Annotated in this window: 9 protein-coding genes; 2 read left to right on the top strand and 7 right to left on the bottom strand. The window is 61.0% G+C overall.

All coding sequences use genetic code 11. From position 1 onward, the window contains the following. Nucleotides 1–67: 67 nt before the first annotated feature. The 7 genes from RHIBUN_RS0115015 to drmD all read right to left on the bottom strand — a co-directional run bounded on the left by RHIBUN_RS0115015 (nucleotide 68) and on the right by drmD (nucleotide 15610). Nucleotides 68–1090, bottom strand: a complete 1023-nt coding sequence (locus tag RHIBUN_RS0115015) for a DUF4365 domain-containing protein (RefSeq protein WP_025660148.1) — start codon at nucleotides 1088–1090, stop codon at nucleotides 68–70. Nucleotides 1091–1189: 99 nt separating this feature from the next. Next, nucleotides 1190–3097, bottom strand: coding sequence for a DUF1998 domain-containing protein (locus tag RHIBUN_RS0115010; protein ID WP_025660147.1), 1908 nt, complete (start codon nucleotides 3095–3097; stop codon nucleotides 1190–1192). An 8-nt stretch (nucleotides 3098–3105) separates the two neighbouring features. Then, entirely contained in the window at nucleotides 3106–6558 is a 3453-nt protein-coding gene (drmA, locus tag RHIBUN_RS0115005; RefSeq protein WP_025660146.1) for a DISARM system helicase DrmA, read from the bottom strand. A 50-nt stretch (nucleotides 6559–6608) separates the two neighbouring features. Beyond that, nucleotides 6609–7415: a hypothetical protein gene (locus tag RHIBUN_RS0115000; RefSeq protein ID WP_025660145.1), complete on the bottom strand. Its 807-nt coding sequence runs from the start codon at nucleotides 7413–7415 to the stop codon at nucleotides 6609–6611. Further along, nucleotides 7412–8461, bottom strand: coding sequence for a DUF3883 domain-containing protein (locus tag RHIBUN_RS34770; protein ID WP_025660144.1), 1050 nt, complete (start codon nucleotides 8459–8461; stop codon nucleotides 7412–7414). The genes RHIBUN_RS0115000 and RHIBUN_RS34770 overlap by 4 nt, the downstream gene beginning before the upstream one ends. Further along, a complete protein-coding gene (locus tag RHIBUN_RS0114990; RefSeq protein WP_025660143.1) occupies nucleotides 8454–12440 on the bottom strand; it encodes a DNA methyltransferase in 3987 nt (1328 codons plus the stop codon). The genes RHIBUN_RS34770 and RHIBUN_RS0114990 overlap by 8 nt, the downstream gene beginning before the upstream one ends. Nucleotides 12441–12442: 2 nt before the next feature. After that, the gene (gene drmD, locus RHIBUN_RS0114985; protein WP_025660142.1) at nucleotides 12443–15610 is read right to left on the bottom strand and encodes a DISARM system SNF2-like helicase DrmD; all 3168 of its coding nucleotides are present in this window, start codon (nucleotides 15608–15610) and stop codon (nucleotides 12443–12445) included. Nucleotides 15611–16193: 583 nt separating this feature from the next. Between drmD and RHIBUN_RS0114975 the strand changes: the two genes are divergently transcribed. Then, nucleotides 16194–18464: a hypothetical protein gene (locus RHIBUN_RS0114975; protein ID WP_025660140.1), complete on the top strand. Its 2271-nt coding sequence runs from the start codon at nucleotides 16194–16196 to the stop codon at nucleotides 18462–18464. Then, nucleotides 18452–19627, top strand: coding sequence for a hypothetical protein (locus tag RHIBUN_RS34765; RefSeq protein WP_156932709.1), 1176 nt, complete (start codon nucleotides 18452–18454; stop codon nucleotides 19625–19627). The genes RHIBUN_RS0114975 and RHIBUN_RS34765 overlap by 13 nt, the downstream gene beginning before the upstream one ends. Nucleotides 19628–19658 lie beyond the last annotated feature (31 nt).

The following is a 19658-nucleotide window of genomic DNA, read 5'->3' as shown; positions in this document are numbered from 1 at the left end:
AACTCACCGTAACACCCGTGACGCCTCCACTGTTTCGTGCCCTTCCTTTGCATTTCCTCGAATTGTCTCATCTGGATGGCAAAGATTGAATTTCGCGAAAGTGAGGTTCCTCACCGCTTCCTAGTTGTCCAACCCACGTTGGTAGGAACCATTCTCGAACGATGTCCTCGAACGTTTGGCCAATGGCGGAAAACTGCTCCCAAGACAGCGTGCAAAGTCCATGGAATTGCTTGAGCGGCGTAAGGGCAGCGTCGTCGCCTTTAATAAACGCTTCGAGTCCCCGCAAGATTAGACCGAGCGTATCGGCCTCAATGTTTTTGATGATCAAGTCCAACCTGGCTCTATAGTCCCGCATTAATTGCCATGGGATGTCCCGTTCCCAGATAGGCATGGCACGTAAGCGCCGTGCAAATCTCTCGATCATAGCGAAATTGCTAGCGAGGTTCTCCACGTACTCATGCCTGGCGAGCTCTTGGAGAATGCAGCGAGCTTCGCGGTACTGAAACTGCGCGAGGTTGAACATGCCGTAGAGTTTGGCGCGAGCGGCGTAGAACTGCATGACTTGCGCCGATCTCGCATCAGTCAACTTGTTTGCTGCGGGGATGAGCACCGTGATGGTACCTTGCCCACTGAGATCGATCCCGCGCGGTTCTATGATCTTGTCATAGTAGTCGGTAAGGCAGACGTAGTAGACTTCGCTCTCGGAAAGATCGCAGACGAATAGCATTAGTGGTGTGGACGGACCCATGAGACGGGCATTATCGACCGTGTCGGTGTCAATCGCAAAACGGACAACGTCGAGTTCATGGTCCGCTTCTATGTCCTGTGCGTCGAGCGCTTTTTCGACATTACCTCGCCGCCTGATCGGCTCGACGCCGCGCGTAAGCGACGTTGTCGACTTGAGTTGAACAAAGAGAAATTCCCCCAACGTGGGAATCCGCTGTCCCTCGCGCTCGAAAACCTCGATTGTTACATCCACGCCGTAGTCCGGATGCAATTTGCGGATAACCCATTCCTCTGGAAGCAGCTTTGAGACAAGAAGCTCGGAAGCGTCTTCCTTCAGGTGGTTGTCGACGCGGCTTTTCGCCATCTCTCGAATCCCTAGTTAGCTCTAAATTTCACGATTGCACGTCGACAAATGACTTCAGCGATTCTCTAAGATTGGGACGCTGGTGAGTATCAAGGTCTGTCAGTCGGTGGGACAGAAGAAAGCCGCAGATCCTGCTATGGTTTCCACCAATAGACTCCGGTCGAGATACACATTGCGTTGCTCGCAACTTGTTTCAGCGATGAGCAAACAGCCGTGGCACGCCGCGCCATGAAGCGCTCGGTCCTCGGATGCCTTAGTTGGTTCATGATCAGCACAGATGGGGTCACCAGAGCATAGCCCAAGACGGTTGAGAGCAGACGTTATGACGCCTGGGAAGCGGCGCGTGACCTCAACCAAGCCGCCGAGCGTTCCCTGATTACCGGCGCTCGCGGTGTAGATGAGGATACCGCATTCCTTCGGCTGGCCTGGTAGACTAGGAATGAGATAAAGGCGCTCTTTCAACGAGCTTGCGGGATAGCCGCAGTCGATCGCCACCTCGTTGATCAGAGCATGAGAAAGGCTATGCGCCATCGTGTACTCGATGTGCTCTCCTTCCCACGCGATCTTGTCTGACGCGCCACGGTCGCGACGCGATTTCTTCCAGGCTCTGAGACCGCCTTCCAAGACGGATCTACGCTCTCGCACCGCTGATCGCGATGCCCACGCCATTAGCGCAACAGGGTCGAAGCGTATGAAAAAGCCTTCACCGTATTGCTCAATCGCCGGCAACCATTCCGGAACCTCGCCTAGCGGCGCGCCGTTCACAGCGAGACCAACATCCTCCACCCCATCGTCAGCCAATGGGGCCGGTTCAAAGCGCGTGAAACCATAGAGGCAGGAAACCTCCCGAAGCCGGTGGACCGCCACTAGGTCCTTGATCCCGGCAAGCATAGGTTCACGTTTCGGATCCCAGAGGTTTCGATCGAGCGTTTCAGCATGGAGTCGGGCGTCGGGGCGGTTCTCGCCGATTAGCGCGCGCCCGCTCGCCAGCAATTGGAACTCAGCAATCCGAGGATTCATCTGGTCGGTCTGATCCGAATTCTTTCCGGCCGCGGTTCGAGCTTCTATTCGAGCGAAGACGTCGGTATCGGAGAATGGTCCTAGGTTCGCCGCGACAACTGCGTTGAACCGTTTCGCCATGGCTACCTCGATTGCGGACGAGCAGGTGCTCACGTTCGACCACACCACGTCGAGCGCCTTGTCGAGCGCGTCGTTCGCTTCGGGCAACGAGATCACACGTACGATCTGAGGAAAGTATGTGTTGGTTGCACTCCGGGTGAGGAGTCGGAGGGAAATGTCGCAACCGTCCGGATCGTCAGAACCAATCCAAGGTCTCTTGCCGCTGCACGGCCCGAGCCGACCGGGTTGAAAAAGCTCCTCCAGCGAAAGCTGCGCGCCGCATTCACAAACGATGCGAGTGTCGCGGGGATCGGCGCTCGTACCGGAATCTTCGAGCCACATCGCCCTTCGGCAGGCACCGCCTTCGCCCCGCGCCTCCCCAAAGCGCCCGGCATGCACGACCCGCCGCCACTCGATATCCTGCAAGTGCCCCTTCTCGCATCCGCAAACGAACCGGAGCGGCGAGGCGTGGCGCTTCTTACCGTCGTCGCCTTTCCAGTCGAGCCGCTTCGGTGCCTCCAGTTCACTGAAGCGGACGATGCGGCGTCGGTTGGGTGCATCGCCGGCGATGGAGTCGCAGGCGAACCACTCCGGAAACACCTTTGCCTTGATGGCCGGTGACGGTAGGCGCGGGTTTCCGGGATTAATAGGCGGAGTGCGGAAACTAAGCGGCTTTTCTGAGGAAATTCGCTTGTCATTGCCACCCGCAAGCCGGCGCTCCAGCAACTGCGCGAGCCGCGGTTCCTCGATTGGCTGGAATGCCTGGGGACCGAAGGATTCCCAATGGTCGAGTCCCATCACTAGGACGGAACGGTCGGGCAGATCCATCATCGCACCTGGCCCAAAAAGCCCGACCACTTGCCCCATGCGTATTTGGTCTTTTGCCATAGTGGACCTCAGCTCAGCGTGTTACCGAAATTGTCGATGATTTTCAGGATCGAGGCATGTTCGACGTCGCGCATCGAACGACCCGCCTTAAAGGCTTTAAGGTCGGGATCGAGGCCCGCCAGCAGGGGATCGAGCGGCTGGTGTAGTAGTGCCTGAGTGCCCGGATAGCCGTAGTAAAGTCTCTCGGCGTTTCCGCGACGGTCGTCGGCGATTCGTCGCCAGGTGGTGAGCAACTCCTCCACGATGGTCTTGAGTGCAGCATGTCCTCCGACAACTGACTCCGAGGGTGCACGGGAGAGGATCACGTCGACAATCTCTGGCACCAGCACATGGTCGGGCATCTCAACAGCGTTTCGCTCGTCGGTCAGCTCCGGATGCAGGTGCCGAACACAGGCCACGATGACGGCGGCCAGTGCTCGGTCGATCGCTCGTGCCGCCCAAGGCGTCACGCTGGTCGGTTCGACGACGCGGTAGAACGCTGCATGGAACTGGCGGAAGCGCTCGAAGTGTAGGCGATCGCGCGGCTTCTGTGCGTTGAGGAGTGTCACCACCAGTCCTGGCTTGTCTGGCAATCTCCCTACGCGGCTCGATGCCTGAATGTACTCCGAGGCCGATTTGGGCTGTCCCTGCATCAACATCAACCCTAGGCGACCTATGTCGAGGCCGACGGAGATCATATTTGTGGCGAGCGCTACATCGACGCCCGCCTTGTCGGCGGCCACCACCGCAAGCGAGTCCTTCGCCGCGGCCACCTTGTCGGTGCTTTCGCGTGAGGTGAGTTCGAGCACGTCGCGCATGCGACGGCTCGCGAAGGGCTGATCGGGTGGGGCGACGCGCCGCCGCTTGTCTCCGTAGTCTGAGAGATAACTGCGCACCTCGTCTTCAACGATGCGTCGCGCGCCACCGAGTTCGCGCAGCGCGTTGAAATAGCCAAGCGCGGTCATATATGGGTCGGCGTCGTTGCCCTCGTCAGCCTCCTTCTGGGCGGCGGCGAGCAACGTGGTCAGCGTGCGCAGGAAGACGAGCTTTGGGCCCTTTCCCGGAGCGGCGAGTCCTAAGTAAAGCCGCGCGGGACGTTGGGTCGGCGGTACGGTCTCTGCGAAGAAGCTGTCGCGTCGGTCTGGACCCGGTGGAGGAAAGATCTCGGTGGTCTCGCGGTCGAAGAGCGCCTTGATCTGTGCCGTGGCGCGCCGGACGGTCGCGGTGGAGGCGACTATCTTGGGGCGAACACGTCGGCCCATCATCGTTCGACTAGCAAGCTGATCGAGAGCAACTTCGTAGAGGGCCGCGACCGTACCGAGAGGCCCGCTGATCAGGTGCAGCTCGTCCTGGATAATCAAGTCCGGCGGGTCGAGTGTGAACCCGTTGCCTAGCGGCCTTCCGTCCCCCGCCTTGTCGTTCGCGCCGTAAAAGCCCCATTCGTCCGTGCGGTTGACATGGCCGAAAAAAGCGCCCGCCTCGCCCAGCCAGGGAAGCCCAGCGAACTTGTCGACGGTGGCGATTACGAAGGCCGGGAGTCGACGGTAGATCGCCTCGTCGACGGTCAGAATTGGCAGCGCCCGCCCGCCGGTGAAGTCGCAGTCCACATTGGTACAGCGAATCTCCATGTTCTTCGGTGCAATGGCGTTAGGCGTGCAGGCAAAGCTGTCGGCTGTGAAGGGCTCCGCGCACCATGGGCAGGCCTTGATCGGCGCTGGCGCTTCCCGGCCTGAGGTCTTAAAGCGCTTGACGCGGATGACCGCCGTGTCCGGACTGGGATTGCCTTGGCCGCCGAGACGGTTCGGCGATGCGGCGGACCCGACCCAAAGGCCAATCTCGATCGGCCAGTCACCAAGGAGACGCTGCGTCCCTTCCATCCAAGCAGGCTCGCCGCGCATCAGTTCCAATGCACAGATGACGCCCGCTGCGCGCGAAAGCTGATCGAGCGTGAGCAGGCGCAGCGTGTAGCGCATCAGCACCGAGACGCCTGCACCAAGCTTCCCACCAGCCGTCAGGCGGCGATGAGCGATTGTCCAAGCGGCGAGGCCGAGATAGGCTTCCGTCTTGCCCCCGCCTGTCGGAAAGAACAGCAGGTCGACGATTTCCCTGTCCTCGTGCAGCTTGTCATTCAGGCCGGGCAGGTTCAGCAGCACGAAAGCGAGCTGAAACGGCCGCCAAGTCGGCTGCTTCTGCGCCGCCGGATCGCCGTTGCGGCCCGCTGTGCGCTGCCGTGCCGCACGGGCGACGGCCTCGTTCATCGCCTGGAAAGCCAGCCGCGCCCACCTGTCCTTCTTCAGGAGCCCGATGCCAGCCTCAATGCGTCCCTGTGCGCGGCGGGCAGCATCTAGCAGTCGCGCAGCAGTTCTACGCCGCGGCTCTCCGTCGATAGTGCCAATCCTACTCGCTTCGGTATCGATCCAGGACGCATATTCGCCCGGCAGGCCCGAGAGCGCTGCCACCAGCGCATCCGGGTCGCGAGCAGCAAGTTTCGACAAATCCTCCATGCCAAATGTCGCGCCGATCTCCTCGTTCGGCTCGACGCGTTCCACCTCTGCCGAGGGCAGGAAGTCCGTATGTGCGGCGCGCACCACGCCTTCCTCGTCGGGCACCCAGCCTGCTGATGTGGCGTTGCCGACCGCGAATTCGGCCACGTCGCGATAGTGGAGGTCGGCTATCGCGGCATCCGGATCTTCGGAACCGAATCCTGTCATGTCCGTACGAGGAAATAGAGGCAGTTCGCTGCGGACCTCCAGTCTCACCTGGAAAGCGAAGGTCACGTCGGCAAAGCGGCGGCGCGTCGGGTCGCGGCGGTTGACGAGCATCACCGTCAGCGCCACGACGTCTGCCTTGGTGCCGTCTGGCTGGGTCAAGCTATAGGGCCGTGCAAAGGCTTCAACGACGAGTCCGCCGCCTGGGCGCTGCTTTCCGGCCGAGCCTTCAAGTGTACGGGTTATCCGTTCCCCGGGTCTCGGAACCGCGATTGTCACGCGAGCCATGCCGGGAATGCGCTGCCATGCAACATTGCGGTGCTTCGGATCGAATGCCGCCGCATCGTCGAGGAACACCTCAGGCGGCAATGGAGGCTCGGTTACATAGTCGCCCCACGTGGCGGTGACGTCGACGGTTTCAGCACGCGCATCTACCAGAACCGTCAGCCCGCACGCCGATGGTGCCAGCGGTCTCCTTGGGGCAGGATCGTCGGGCGCGGTATCGTCAGCGGCGCGGGCGTTTCCTGTCTCAGGATCGCCCTGTTCCTCGCCGTCGGTGACCATGTCGCCTGTCTCCTCCGGCTGGTCCACTTCATCAACGCCGTCTGTCGGAGCTGGCACTAGGAATCCTGTGAGGTACCAGCGCGAAGGATTGGTATCGAGCTTCTCGTCCGCGATGTCGATGTCATTCAAGTCGGGTCCGATCAAATCGCGCCGGAGCGTCTCTACGAGACGACCGCGGACGGCTGTCGGCGATTTCGGATCGATGCTCATACTTCCCCCTCAGATTTCGTCGGCGTCCGGCGATACCTGTTCGCCCAGTTCTATTCGTAAACGGCTTCCCGTCCTTGCTGATAGTCGCCCACCACCCAGATGAAGCTCTGGATGTCGATCCTATCGCGCGGGCGCATGTCGGCCAGTTCCCGCTCCGTCTTCGCAACGAGGTCGAGTAGGCCCTCGTAGACCGGCAGGCTAAGCCGCGCTTCGTATTCCGAGGCGAAGCGGTGGCCGACGCGGGTCGCGAAATCCTTGGTGGCTTCCGGCTTCAGGAACATGTGGCTATCGGGCCGCCATAGATACGGCAGATATGTCGCGACAGTCCATTTCGCGTTGTCGTGCGGCTTGAGCGCCTGCTCCATCGCCAGCAGGTGGGACTTGTTGCCCTCCAGCGTGAAGCGAGCTGCGGCCTGGACGAAATCGTCGGCATGGGGACCGCGCAGCACGTCCTGAAGCCGCGTCTTTTCGAACGGCGACAGCATATTGGTGGCCCGGAACACGGCAAGCACCGCTTCACCGAAGCCGGCCCCATCGACCGCCTTTTCGAGCGGCGCTGTGTCGTCGAGCTTAATCTTTGCGGCAAGCTTGTAGTCACGCTCCTGCGATGCGTATCCGTCGGAATGGAAGCCATTCGGAAAGAAGGTAAGGAAGCGCTTCCTGGCTCCGTCGAAACCGAAGTATTTCGGGTCGTTCTTCCCCGCGTCATCGTGCAACTGCCGCCAGACGTCGTCGGCATTCTCTCCCTCTGCGCAGCGAATGCCATCGGCGAGACCGAAGTAGCGGCCGTTCATTCGGACGAGGCGAAGCTCCCTCTTACCGAGCTTGGTGGACCGGATAGTCTCGGCCTTGCTCATTCTGGCGCCTCCTGGTTCGAAACGCTTGTCAGCCTTGCTGCCATGCGCTCCTCGAAGTCTAAGTGCAGTCTGCCGTCGAGCGTACACCACTGCGACTTCTGCCCGCGTACCATTACAAACTCGTTGATGATCGGCTTGTTAAGGGCGTCGGTGACAATCGCGATCCTGTAGTGCGCGCTGGGACTGCGCTGACTCTGGTAGTTCTTGAGGCAATCAAACTCGTTTACGGTCAGTTCAGCGCTCACGTCGCTTCCGGACCGTCCTTTGACTTCTATGTGCAGGATCTCCTCGTCCCTGGTGGCGACCAGGTCATAACCAAGGTTTTCTTTTTCCACGGATTTGATCGTGAAACCGAGGCGTTCTAGTTTCGAACCAACCGCCAGGACAGCCGCCTCTTCAATCCTCCGACGCCTTTCAACGTCTGCCTGCCAGCCCGAACCCTTGGCACTAGGCTTGCTGCCGGAGCGTCCATCTTTCGACGTCTCTCCCAGATCGATGTTTTTGAGGATCTTGTTCAGGAGCTTGAGAGCGGGAGATCCCGATTTGGGGTAGAAGACTTTCTGCTGCCCCGGCCAGGACTGACCGTTGCGCGGCTGGCCTGGTCGGACAAAAATTGGGCGTGCATCAGGGTCCAAGAGTACGCAGTTTTCCGCCTTCGCGGTGCAGAGATAGCTGGCGGCCTCGCCGTCGATTAAGCGCTTGCGAGCAAGCTTGCCTTTAGGATGCTGGACTTCGCGGAAGACCGTCGCGTTATACCAGACGCCGGTGACGGCGCGGCCACCCTGCTCGGGATGCGGCGCGGTCCACACCACTGTTACTCCCTCCAGCTTCCCGGCATGCCGGGGTACATCGAAGTGCTTCTCGAGATGCAGATTGCCGGTTGGCGGCACGTAGCCGTAGCACATGCCGTCGATGTTGCTGAAATTCAGCATCTCATGGCCGTAGCCATTCTCGGCAGCGAATTTGAAGCCGCCAGCGCTCAAGCTGGCCCGGTCTCCATCGTACTTAGCCATCCATGCCGTATGAAAAACAATGATGTCAGGCAACTTTATCCTCCCCGCCGTCCGCCTCGTCATCTTCTCCTTCATCCGCCGCAACCAATCCTGCCTTGCGCTCCGCAGCAGCGCGTTCAGCGTTCAGCGCGAGCAACCGCGCCAGCACTTCGTCTTTGAATTCGGCTGGCCAGTCGAGCCGGGTCTTAGGCACCTTGCCTTCGTCTGCCTCCTGCTCGATGAACTCTGGCGCGGCGCGATCGGCCAGATCGTCCCAGCCATAGGCACGCAGTACAGCGACATCCATCTCGTGATGGAGTGCGCGCAGGCGTGCGACGTCTGCACTGTCTTCGCTGTGGGCGTGGAAGCGGTTGTAGGTCTTCGTCAGTCCCTCGTTGCAGGCGATCATCAGTTGCGCACGGTAGGCGTCATAAACCTCACCCGCGACCTCGAGGGTGGCTCCGAAGCTCTGGGGAAACGGGAAGCTTCGAAAGCAGTCAGACGGCGCGTAACGAAGACGATCTTCCAGTGTCGACGAAAAGAACCGTGCCCAGAGCTCGTGAATCCGGGATTGAAGGACGGCGAAGTGAGAGAACTCGCGATACGCAAGCGCCGCAATAGTATTGGCGTAGACGCTACCAGGCCTCAAGAACACAAAGCCAAACTGCGGACAAGCTCCGCAGTTTATGGCCATAATTCGATCGAGACGCTCTATAGCGTTGTAAAGACCTGGTTGACGATCACCGAATCGCCACCAACGTAGGCGGCGAGCTTCACGGTCGTCAGTATCACGATTGGGCTTAACAAGACGCTCGACTATTTTTAGCAGATCGGGCCAGTCCTCGGCTACGGGATGAGGATAATCACCAGGAACAACTCCGTCCCTCAAGCCCTGTTTCCTCGACTCATCGCCCCAAGCGAACCAGGACTCTAAGCTCGAATCACGACGAAGGGGGAAATCGGCGAAATCAATCACGTAGCGGTGGTGAGCTTGAACCGGGGAATTGTTGACCTCCTCGCCTCCAATATACGGGAAGATCCGCTCAGCGTTGCGCGGGTCGCTTGCGATGAGAGTTCGCATCGTTTCCAAGCTCTCGGCCTCGCCTTTCGCGGCAGCAACATCATCGAAGGTGAAACCCATTCCGAGGACAATGGAGCCTTGGAATGCCTTGCCCGAATTTGCTGCAAGCGCGACCGGCGAGGTATCGAGATCACCCTCAACGAGGTAGGCTGAGATTCGACCCACGGCTCGGTTGTCGAGCACTGGCGAGACCGCCTGGTCTTTGACGATATGCACGACGGAAACCACGACGGCGGCCTCACCTGGCCATTTTAGTCGCCGAGTCGCGCGCGTGATGGCGCCTCCATCTGAGATGATCTTGGTCAGTCCCGAAGCGCGTGTGTCGCCTTGGCCAATGGTGTTGGTGGCGATGAGTCCAAATACCCCGCCTTTCCTTAACATGTGGAAGGCACGTAGGAAGAAATGCGCGACCAGGTCGGCATTGCCGTGCGCGCCTGCGTGAAGAGTCTGCAGCCAGGCGAGATAGTGATCGCGATTTCCAGCAATGATGGTGTTCTTGCCGGCGAAGGGTGGATTGCCGACAACAGCGTCAAAACCTGGATTGTCGCTGCGCGCCCGCGGATCGAACACTTCGGGAAACTCCACCTCCCAGTGGAACGGCTGAAGTGCACCTTCACCGTTGGTCAGGCTGCGTGAATGCGCCACGATGCGGTCAAACCAGTCCGACGCCGTGATGTAAGTCTGTACGGTCTTATGGAAGTCGACCAGGGCGGCGGTGCGAGGCTTCGCCTTCCCTGCTGAGAAGAACGCAGCGACCACGCCATCGCCGACAAGTCTCGCCATGTCGAGCCGCGCATCGACGATTCGCAATTGCGCGCCAAGTTCTGCGGCGCTCGCTGATTCCGCCCGCTTCTGGATCTCAAAACGCAGCCGTTCGGCTTCCTGCAAATGGTCGGACACTAGCTTTCCTACAAAGGTCGGTTGCTTCGTCGTGTCCCAGTGCGTTGCAGCGATCTGGTCTCTGGTCAGGCCCACGAGGCTGTCGCCGCATTTCAGCGCATGGTCGACGAAGGTGAACTCATGGTCGCGAGCTAGCGTCGCCAGCCACAGCGATAGTTTGGCAAGGTCGACCGCGCGTGGGTTCCTATCGACGCCGTAGAGGCAATGCTGGGCCACGAGACGGCGAGCGTGGAGTGGCTCGTCCTCGTCCGGTGGGATGATTGGCCGCGTCTGTGGCCAACGCGCCCAGGCCATCACCAGCCGGTCGCCGAGTGCCCGGCAGGCCTCCACTAAGAATGCGCCCGAGCCCATGGCTGGGTCGCAGATTTTGAGTGAGAGTACATCGTCCGGTGTTGCATCCGGACCGATGCGCTCGAAGGCTGGCTCCAGCGCGTGTTGTACGATGGGGGCAGTGAGGGAGCGCGGAGTATAATGGCTGCCGGTCCGCCGCCGCTCGTCAGTCGGCTGCAGGAGCGGCATTCCGGGAGCGGCGACGGCAGCACCCGGCGAGGCGCGTTCATCGACGATAGGCGTGAGTGCCGCGACGAGCTCCTCGATCGTGCCGGCCTCTTTGAGACCCTTGCCGACCTTGTCCGTCACCTTGCCCCGGTCCGCTTCCTTGTTAAGGAATTTCGTCCGGTCGTTTGGCTTCTCCGCGAGCAGCTTTTTCAGGTTCACGAAGACAGGAGTCTTGTCATTCTTGCCCGCGCGGATAGCCAGCGCAGGTCCGTCCATCGTTTCCACCGTGAAGCCCATCACGGTCTCGTAGACGCTGCCGATCTGCTCTACATCGAGCGTGCGGTAAGATAGCTTGTCCCCTCCAAGCACCAGCAGGCGGTCGAGTACCTTCGCCACGCACTCGTCCGATACCTCGGCTGGCCTCGGCGAATCCTTGGTTTCGTCCTGCCCCTGCAGGAAGGGAAAAGCGTCGGGGTCGAACAACTTGCCGCCGCGCCCGCGAATCCAGTCCCCGGAGCGATCCCCTTGATGAACGAGGCGGAACAGCGTGAGCAGTCGCGACCAGGCGCCACGACGCAGGTGCATGGTCAGCTCGTGCCGACCACGATCCTCCACTAGCCGCGCATGTAACGTCCGCACGCCGTAGCCCTGGTCGTAGAGCCGTCGTGCCTCGGCGTCTGTGCGCGATGGAATGAGTTCGCGATCCTCGGCATACAGCAGGAACACCAGGCGCAGCAGCACGGTCAGCAGGCCATCATAAACATGCTCGGCCCGCTCGCGGGCCAGCCGTTCCATGCGCGCGCGGTCGGCATCGTGAATACCGCGCATGAGCTCGTGCAATGCGCCGAGCACCTGCGCTGCAAGCTTGGTCGACACCTCCGCCTGTTCATCACGGCTCTTCTGAAGCAGCGCCGGCAGGCGGCGCTCTGGTGCATCGTTGTGCAGCCGGAAGGAGGAGAGAAGCAGCTTCAGGCCGCCGAGCATCGGTCGTCCGCCGACCTCGCCGAGCGAGCGTAGCGGGAATCGCAACCAGCCGCTGGTCTCGCCACGCGGGGCATGGATCAGGCGCAGTTCGCTGTCGGTCACAAGGATTCCCGTGCGGACCCCTCGGTCTTTGCACAAGCGCTCCAGCCGCTGATGCGGCGTCGCCTCCCAGCCCTCCAGCGCACCGCGTCCGTCCGGGTCGACGCCCGTCGCCTCGACACGCACAAGCATCTGCCAGCCGCCCTCGGGATCGGCGACCGCCCAGTGCGGCGCGATCTCGATGTCGCTTTCTTCAATTCGCAAAACCAGATCGTCGGGGATCGGCGCGCCGCCGGGGCTGCCCGCCACCCGGCCCGGCCGCCAGCCGAGAATGTCGGCAAAGAAGGCCCAAGGATCGAGAAGTGTTGGCCCGGAGTCTCTTAGCGACAAATGCGGCTTGATCGCCTCGGTATCAGAGCGCGTCTGCTGTTCAGGAACAAGTTCATAGGCCTTCAGCACCACCGGGGCGACGACGAGCCCGACCGGCTGCACGTGGCCAAGCCATTCCTCGTTAGGATCGAATCCTGCCATGCTTAATTCCCCTCCGGCCAGAGGTAGACGAGTCCTATCGTCTCCAGCCGGTCCGCTACAACGCTGTAGGACTCGCGTACGCGGCGAGGGCCCGTCTCGATGTCGCTCGTGAGGCGGTCGAGCTTCGCCTTCCAGTGCCGTCGATCGCGCCGCCGCTGCTCCACCTCCTCTGCGATCTCGGGTAGGAAGCTCATTTGCTTGTCGTCCGGCTCGGCGTCGGCCTTGGATATGCGCGCGCGCTGGTCCTCCAGCAGGCGCTTCAGCGAGGTCGCCTCCGCCTCGGCGATCCTGGCGAGATCCCTCGCCGCATTTGCCTTGGCCTCCTCGGCGCGTGCGAGCAACTCCGGTTCCAGGTCGGCGGCATCTTGTGCGGCGTACTGGCGGATGCGATCAACGATCTGAGGTGCGGGCACGCGAGCAGCCCGGAAGGCTTCCTCGAGCTGAACAAGGGTCGCTGCCTCACGCGTCGGACCGAAGGGCTTTAGCGGTTTGCTGCCCCGCCCAGCTTCCGTCCATGCCGCTGTCACCAGGATGATCTCCTCGTGGAGGCGCGCAGCCCCCGGGCCGTACAGCGCCAGCCGGCCAATCAACACGACCCGCGGCTGGGCGCCGGAACCAATCACCACGCTCGCCCGTGACAAGCCAGATGCGAATCCTTGCGCCAGGAAGCGCGCCAGCAGGCGCCGGACGAGTCTATGCTCCAGGTGCACCTGAACCACGCCCTCAGCATCAACGCCCGCCGGGGTGATGGCGGGCTTGAAGCTAAAGGAGCGAACCGGGGCATTGCGGCGCCAGTCCTTCAGGGTCTCACCGCGTTTGCGGCGGCGAATGCGCAGGTCGTCCAGTGCTTCCGCCCAACCCGCCGTCTGGAAAGCCGGCTCCGACGGGTCGAGACGGAAGGTCGAGGTCTCTCCGACCGCGCCATCACGGTGAGCGTCTAGCGATGAACCCGTGCGCGTGAGGGCAACCGACATCACCGCCTTGAGGTCGTTCGGATCAACACCGACGCGCGCACGCGAATCCTCCAGCGCGGACCGGAGGTCGTCAAGCTCCTTAGCCTGGCGGGCTCGGCGCGCCACGACCGAATCGTCCATCTCCTCGACTGCCGTCTGGGTTTGCTCGTCGGTTGTCTCGCCGTCGCCGTCGATCTCACGGGCGAGCCCCCTGGCGCCGCGGATGCCATCCTGCATGAGCCGCCGGTTGATACGCTCGGCAATGACCTGGCCAGCAGATCCTAGCTCGTCGTGGATCTTCTCTGTCTTGCGAACCAGCGCCTGCAGAACGACGTCCTCTTCACGCTGCTCGTAGACGAAATATCGGCAGTGCACGACGGGAGAAGGCTGCAGCTTGCGGTCGATACGGCCATTGCGCTGCTCAAGCCGCGCAGGATTCCAAGGCAGATCGACGTGGACTAGGTCGTGGCAACGCATCTGCAGATTGATGCCCTCGCGGGCGGCATCGGTGCAGACAAGGATTCGCAGCGGGTCTTCCGTCGGATCGGCGTTGAATCGGCGCTTCAGCTCCTCGCGCCTATCCGTCGAAGTTGCACCGGTGAAGCACGCGATGCGATCGTCCGGCAAGAGATCGTCAAGCGCCTCTTGGAGACGCTTCTCCAGCCAGCGCCGGGTGTCCTCGTACTCGGTGAAGAGGATGAGACGGCGGTCGTTCCAGCGCCCGCCATGAGCCATGTTCTCGCGAATCCATTGGGCGAGACGAATGACACGGGCATCCGGCTCTTGCGAATGCCGCCGGGCTATCTTCAGCATATCGTCAACTAGGGCGAGATCTGAGACCGCAGCAGTGGCCATGCCCGCCGCTTCGGCCGCCGCGTTCTCGTCCTGATCGAGCAGCAATTCCGCGGCAGCCTCGTCCTGCGGCTCTTCCTCCATTTCGGCCGCTTGGCCAAGCGCACTCGCCGCGAAGCTTGCCGTTTCTCCTTCAGCCGCGCGCATCAGTCCTTTGCGATGCACCTCCAACGTCCGCGCGAAGGCCGCGATGGAGGACAAGAGCCGCTGCTGCAGACCGACTAGCGTCAGTCGCACGTATCCGGCTTGCCGGGGCGGCAGTCCCTCCGCCTTCGCCCGGACCACGTCAGCATAGGCACGCAGCATAGAAGCAAGCACGAGTTCGGGCGCGCTCTGCGGCAGATCGGCGATCCGGATGGGCTCAACCTTGCGGAGCGGGAAGCGCTCGCCGAAATGGCGCAGGTCCGACTTCAGTCGTCGAACCATGACCGGATCCAGATCCTTCGGCCGGACCGGCACACCGCGGGTGAAACGCTGTGGGTCAAGGATCTCAAGCAGTGCCGAGAAGGAGTTCGAATGCCCGTTGTGCGGGGTGGCCGACAGGAACAGGCGGTGTTCGAACCGGTCTGCAAGACCGCGGACGACGCGGGTGAACTGGCTTTCAATTGCATACTTCATGCCACTGGCGGGCGCCGCATGATGCGCCTCGTCGAGAATAAGCAGCGAGCGCGGACGGAAGTCGCCGAGCAGATCGCGTAGCCCGGCGACATAGGTTTCGTCCGTCAACAGCGAATGCGAGAGAATGAATCGCGAGCCCGCTGACCAGGGCTCGGCACCGTATCCGCGTTCCCGCCGCAGTGTGTTTAAATGCTCGCGGTCGACGATGGTGAACGAGAGGCCGAACTTAGTCTCCAACTCATCCTGCCACTGACGCACCGTGCCAGCAGGTGCGGCAACCAGAACAAAATCGATGCGGTGACGAAGCAGCAATTCGCGGAGGACGAGGCCGGCTTCGATCGTCTTGCCCGCACCGACGTCGTCGGCAATCAGGAGGTTTACGCGGGGAAGCTTTAGCGCCTTGCGCAGAGGCAGAAGCTGGAAGGCATCCAGATGGATTCCGGCACGGAAAGGTGCCTGAAACAGATCCCGGTCAGACGACGTTGCGGTGTTCCATCGGAGCGTCTTGAGGTAAGCCGAAAAGGTTGCCGGGTCGTCAGTGCCTTGCTTGGCGATCTGCCCCCAGCCTTCGTCGCCTAGCACCTCGGCATCAAGTTCGGCGTCCCAGAGAACTTCAACCGTCTCGCCTGCGGCATCGTCGTCGACGCAGGCAAGTCGAACCACGGGGAAGTTGATGCTCGGCGACGCACTCTCCACGAGCCAGCGGCGCGCACGAACGCGCACAAACTGCCCAACCGATGGCGCCATAATCACCCCCCGCGGGCAGCACCTTGGGTGCCCGCCTTAATTTCATAACTATCCGACTCTTAGTAACGGCGTAATCTCAAATGGCCAACGAAAATTCAATCGAGAGTCGTGGCTGAGAAGGTGTAAATGGTCTGACCTTAATTGACGGCTCCAAGCTGGAAACTTACCATCTGAAGGACGGTGCCCGCTTTGGCCCACGCCGACAACCGTTTTTGGTTATCGTTTGCTTTCTGGGGCTGGTCCCAGGTGGCGCCGTCGACACCACAAGCCGCGGTCCGGGCCGCGCGGCACCCCACTCCGCGCCAGGCCGCTCCCCAAGAGAATTCTCCGGCACCGCGAAATATCTCGAAATCGCCTGTCGCTTCGGAAGCCCAATAGCGCCCCGCACGCAAGGGTCCCTCTGGGTTGACTGTTCGGCGAGTAAACCTGGCGACTGCGATCTCGCTGAGCGGCCGCATTAAAACAGCTCGCCCCGATAGTGGCGCTCTGACGAACTCAGGGGATTACCCGGCGCTTTCGATTGCGGGCACACGTTGCGTGGATACAATTGATTCCAGCGAATCTGTATCATTCGGCAGAATAAATGGCTCTTTCGATAAACTTTGCACCGGTGTCCCTTGAAGGCGGCTGCGAGATACTTATTGGCCGACAGAACTACGACAAGGATCGGCTTGCAGAGCTCCGCTCGGACTTTCGCGGAACTCACCTATTTCGGCGCGACGGCGTCGACAGCATGGTCGACATTCCAATCACTCCCGAAGGCTCGCCCCTGGGGAATGTGCAGGAAACCATCGATCTGAGGCGCAGCCAGCAATACTGGCCCATGCTCCTGCAGGAGTCGCTGATCCAGCTCCTGGGCAGGCGCCCGATCCTTTCGCACAATCCTTTAAAGCTCCTCGGCGCCAGGATCCCGCTGATCGAGCATGCTAATCTTCCCGACTGGCTGCAGCGTGTGTCAGTAACGGAGATCCACACCCGGCACATTTCCATCGACGGCAGAAGGATTTACGGACTCGCCTGCGATGTTCGTGCGAAATCGTTCATCACTGCAACGTGTGACATTCTGATCGACGCGGGGATGCCGATCGTTGGCAAGTACGTCTCGGTCGAACTCCCCGCGATTGATCATCGGATGATGCCGAAGCGGAAACTGGTTGGTCGTGTCCGCGACATCGAGGGCGGCGAGCTTATCCTTGATGACCATGAACTCGGGTTCGAGCGGGTGGCCGCAAAACTAGCCTTCCTGGAGCCGCGCACAGAGACATTCGAGGCCTGCGTCCGGAAAGTACTGGGACGTGAAGCAGAGCCCGTGCTGGAAAAATCACACCGGGCCTCGCAGGACCTTGCGTCCGGTCCGGGCAAGCTTCGGCACATCATGGAGATCACTCAGTATATCCGGGACAAAAAGCCCGCAGCAGCTCCGGGATCCCACTTCGTCGTCCACCCGCTCCTTGACTCCAGCGGAAAACTGTTCCCCGTCCAGGAACTGATCGAGAAGCCATCTCTGCTGTTCGATCCGAGCGGCAGCAGGAAGGATGATTGGGCAGAGCGCGGGCTGAAGACGCATGGGCCGTACGATGAGAAGGTGTTCTCTCCGAAGAGCTTGAAGATTGCGGTCGTATGCCAATCCCAGCTCGAAGGCCGCGTGGACGAATTCATTGCAAAGTTTCTGGACGGCATGCCGAAGGTCATGCAGCAAGGCAAGAACTTCGCGCGGTACGGCGACGGCTTCATAAAACGCTTTCGCTTCAACAAGCCTACGGTCCATTACTTTCTAGCAGATGGAACTTCCGACGAATCCTACGCGAAGGCAAGCCGCGAGGCGCTCGACCGCGCCCGAGACGAAGGATTTGAGTGGGATCTGGCAATCGTGCAGATCGAGGAGGAATTCAAGTCTCTGGCGGACGGGTCAAACCCCTACTACACGACCAAGTCTATCTTTCTGAGGCGAAACGTACCTGTGCAAAGCGTCAGGCTGGAAACCATGTCGTTTCCCGACAGCGACCTCGTTTTCTCGATGAACCATCTCAGTCTGGCGACCTATGCGAAGCTGGGTGGAACACCGTGGCTGCTCGCAGCAAGCCAGACGGTAGCGCACGAGCTGGTCATAGGATTGGGCTCGAGTACCAGTTCCGAGAGCCGTCTCGGTCCCCAAACACGTCACGTTGGTATCACGACGGTGTTCTCGAGCGACGGCAGCTATCTCCTCAGCGACCGAACCGCGGCCGTCTCATACGAACAATATCCCGAGGAGCTTCAAAAAACCCTCAAGCGCACTATCGCGACCGTCCGAGCCGACGACAATTGGCGAAGCACGGACAAGGTTCGCCTAGTCTTCCACTCGTTCAAGCCCTTCAAGGATTCGGAGGTAGAGGCGATAGACGCCCTCACGGGTGATCTCGGGCTGGGCGACGTCACGGCCGCATATCTTCACATCGCGCCGGATCATCCGTTTGTTGTCTTCGACCACAGTCAGAAGGGAATGCCCGCGCGCGGCGGCAGGAAGGGTGTTCTAGGCCCCGCCCGCCAGCTTCACATCCGCCTCAGCGACTACGAGTCCCTCGTCGTGTTCGCGGGAGCTTCGGAACTGAAGCAGGCAACCGACGGGATGCCCCGGCCCGCTTTGATCAAGCTCCATCCGAAGTCAACCTTCAAGGACATGACGTATCTGTCTCGACAGGCGTTCGCCTTCTCCGCCCACTCATGGCGCATGCTTTCACCCGAGCCGTTCCCGATAACGATCCGATACTCAGACCTCATCGCCCAACGACTGGCAGGATTGGCATCGGTGAAGGACTGGGATCCCGATGCGGTGACGTTCGGAGCAATCGGCCATAAGCCTTGGTTTCTCTAGCGATGATCGATCTCGGCACCATACGGCAAGAACTTGAGCGCGGACTGGAAAGCAGCCGCGCCGCCGTCCATGTGCGCGCTTTTGCCGGATGGATACTCGGTGATGCTGCGCGCTTGGCCACAGAAGTGGCAACCGCTGCCGAAAGTCTATCCCAAAACACGCTGCCGGAGCAGATAGCAGCGCTGGGTTATGGGAAGGCTAGCGGCACGCTAACCGATGATCAGGAGAACCGCCTGAAATCGGAGCTGATCCAGTTTTCGGGCAGGCGATTTTTCAGTCCAGGCCGCCCCCTTCGCGTCGAAATAGACGGCGTCGCCCTCCTCGGCATCTCGTTTGCCGCCAGAGACATGAATGACCGAAAATGGTTGGCCGAACTTCTCGCGAGATCGGCGGCGGAGGTGGGAGACGATTTCTGGAACCTGGGATTCGTTTCCGCAGCGAGATACCCGCTCGACGTCCCGCTCCCGAGTTCCGGCCCTCAGGATCTGGCTTTCGCGCTTTCGCTACGCGGCATTGGAGACACGACGCACAGCATGGCGAGGAACGCTTGGGAAATCGCTTCCCGTCTCCCCGCGCCGGGGCTGGGACTCGATCATCTGGCCGTGCGTATCGCCGCGTTCGACGGAGTAATGGCAAGAAGCACCCATGTCAGGATCGCCTCGCCCGACTTCGGGGACCTGCTGTTTGCATTGCGCGGAGTTCCTCGGGCGATGAAGCATTGGCCTTTCGAAGTAAAGCCGCGAACGGCACGATCTCAGGTGGCCGTGTGGCATATCGAAAACGAGTACCATGTTCAGGCTTTGCTGTGGACAATACTCGCGCCCATTTTCCCCGATCTCGAGGACGAGGAAAACCTCCCGTCGGTCGGGCACAAGCGCCCGAGGGTCGATCTCGCCGTACCATCGCTTCGCACCCTCATCGAGGTGAAGTTCATGCGCGGCGGTTCGCAGACGGACTTCGCCAAGGTCATCGACGAAGTCGCGGCCGACGCCTCGCTCTACCTGAGCGCCGTGACAGGATTCGACCGTATAGTGGCATTCGTCTGGGACGATTCCGCGCATACCGAACAGCATCACGAGCTTCAGTCCGGCCTCGAGAAAATCAGGGGCATCGCCGCAGCCGTGGTCGTGCCGCGCCCCGGCAGAATGGCGCGAGGAAGCTGAACTTGACGATCCGACCTATGGCCATCCAGGG

The organism is Rhizobium sp. IBUN, assembly GCF_000510625.1.
GTDB lineage: Bacteria > Pseudomonadota > Alphaproteobacteria > Rhizobiales > Rhizobiaceae > Rhizobium > Rhizobium altiplani.
Note: the sequence above shows the minus strand (reverse complement) of the source record. Positions and strands in the feature narration are given on the sequence as shown.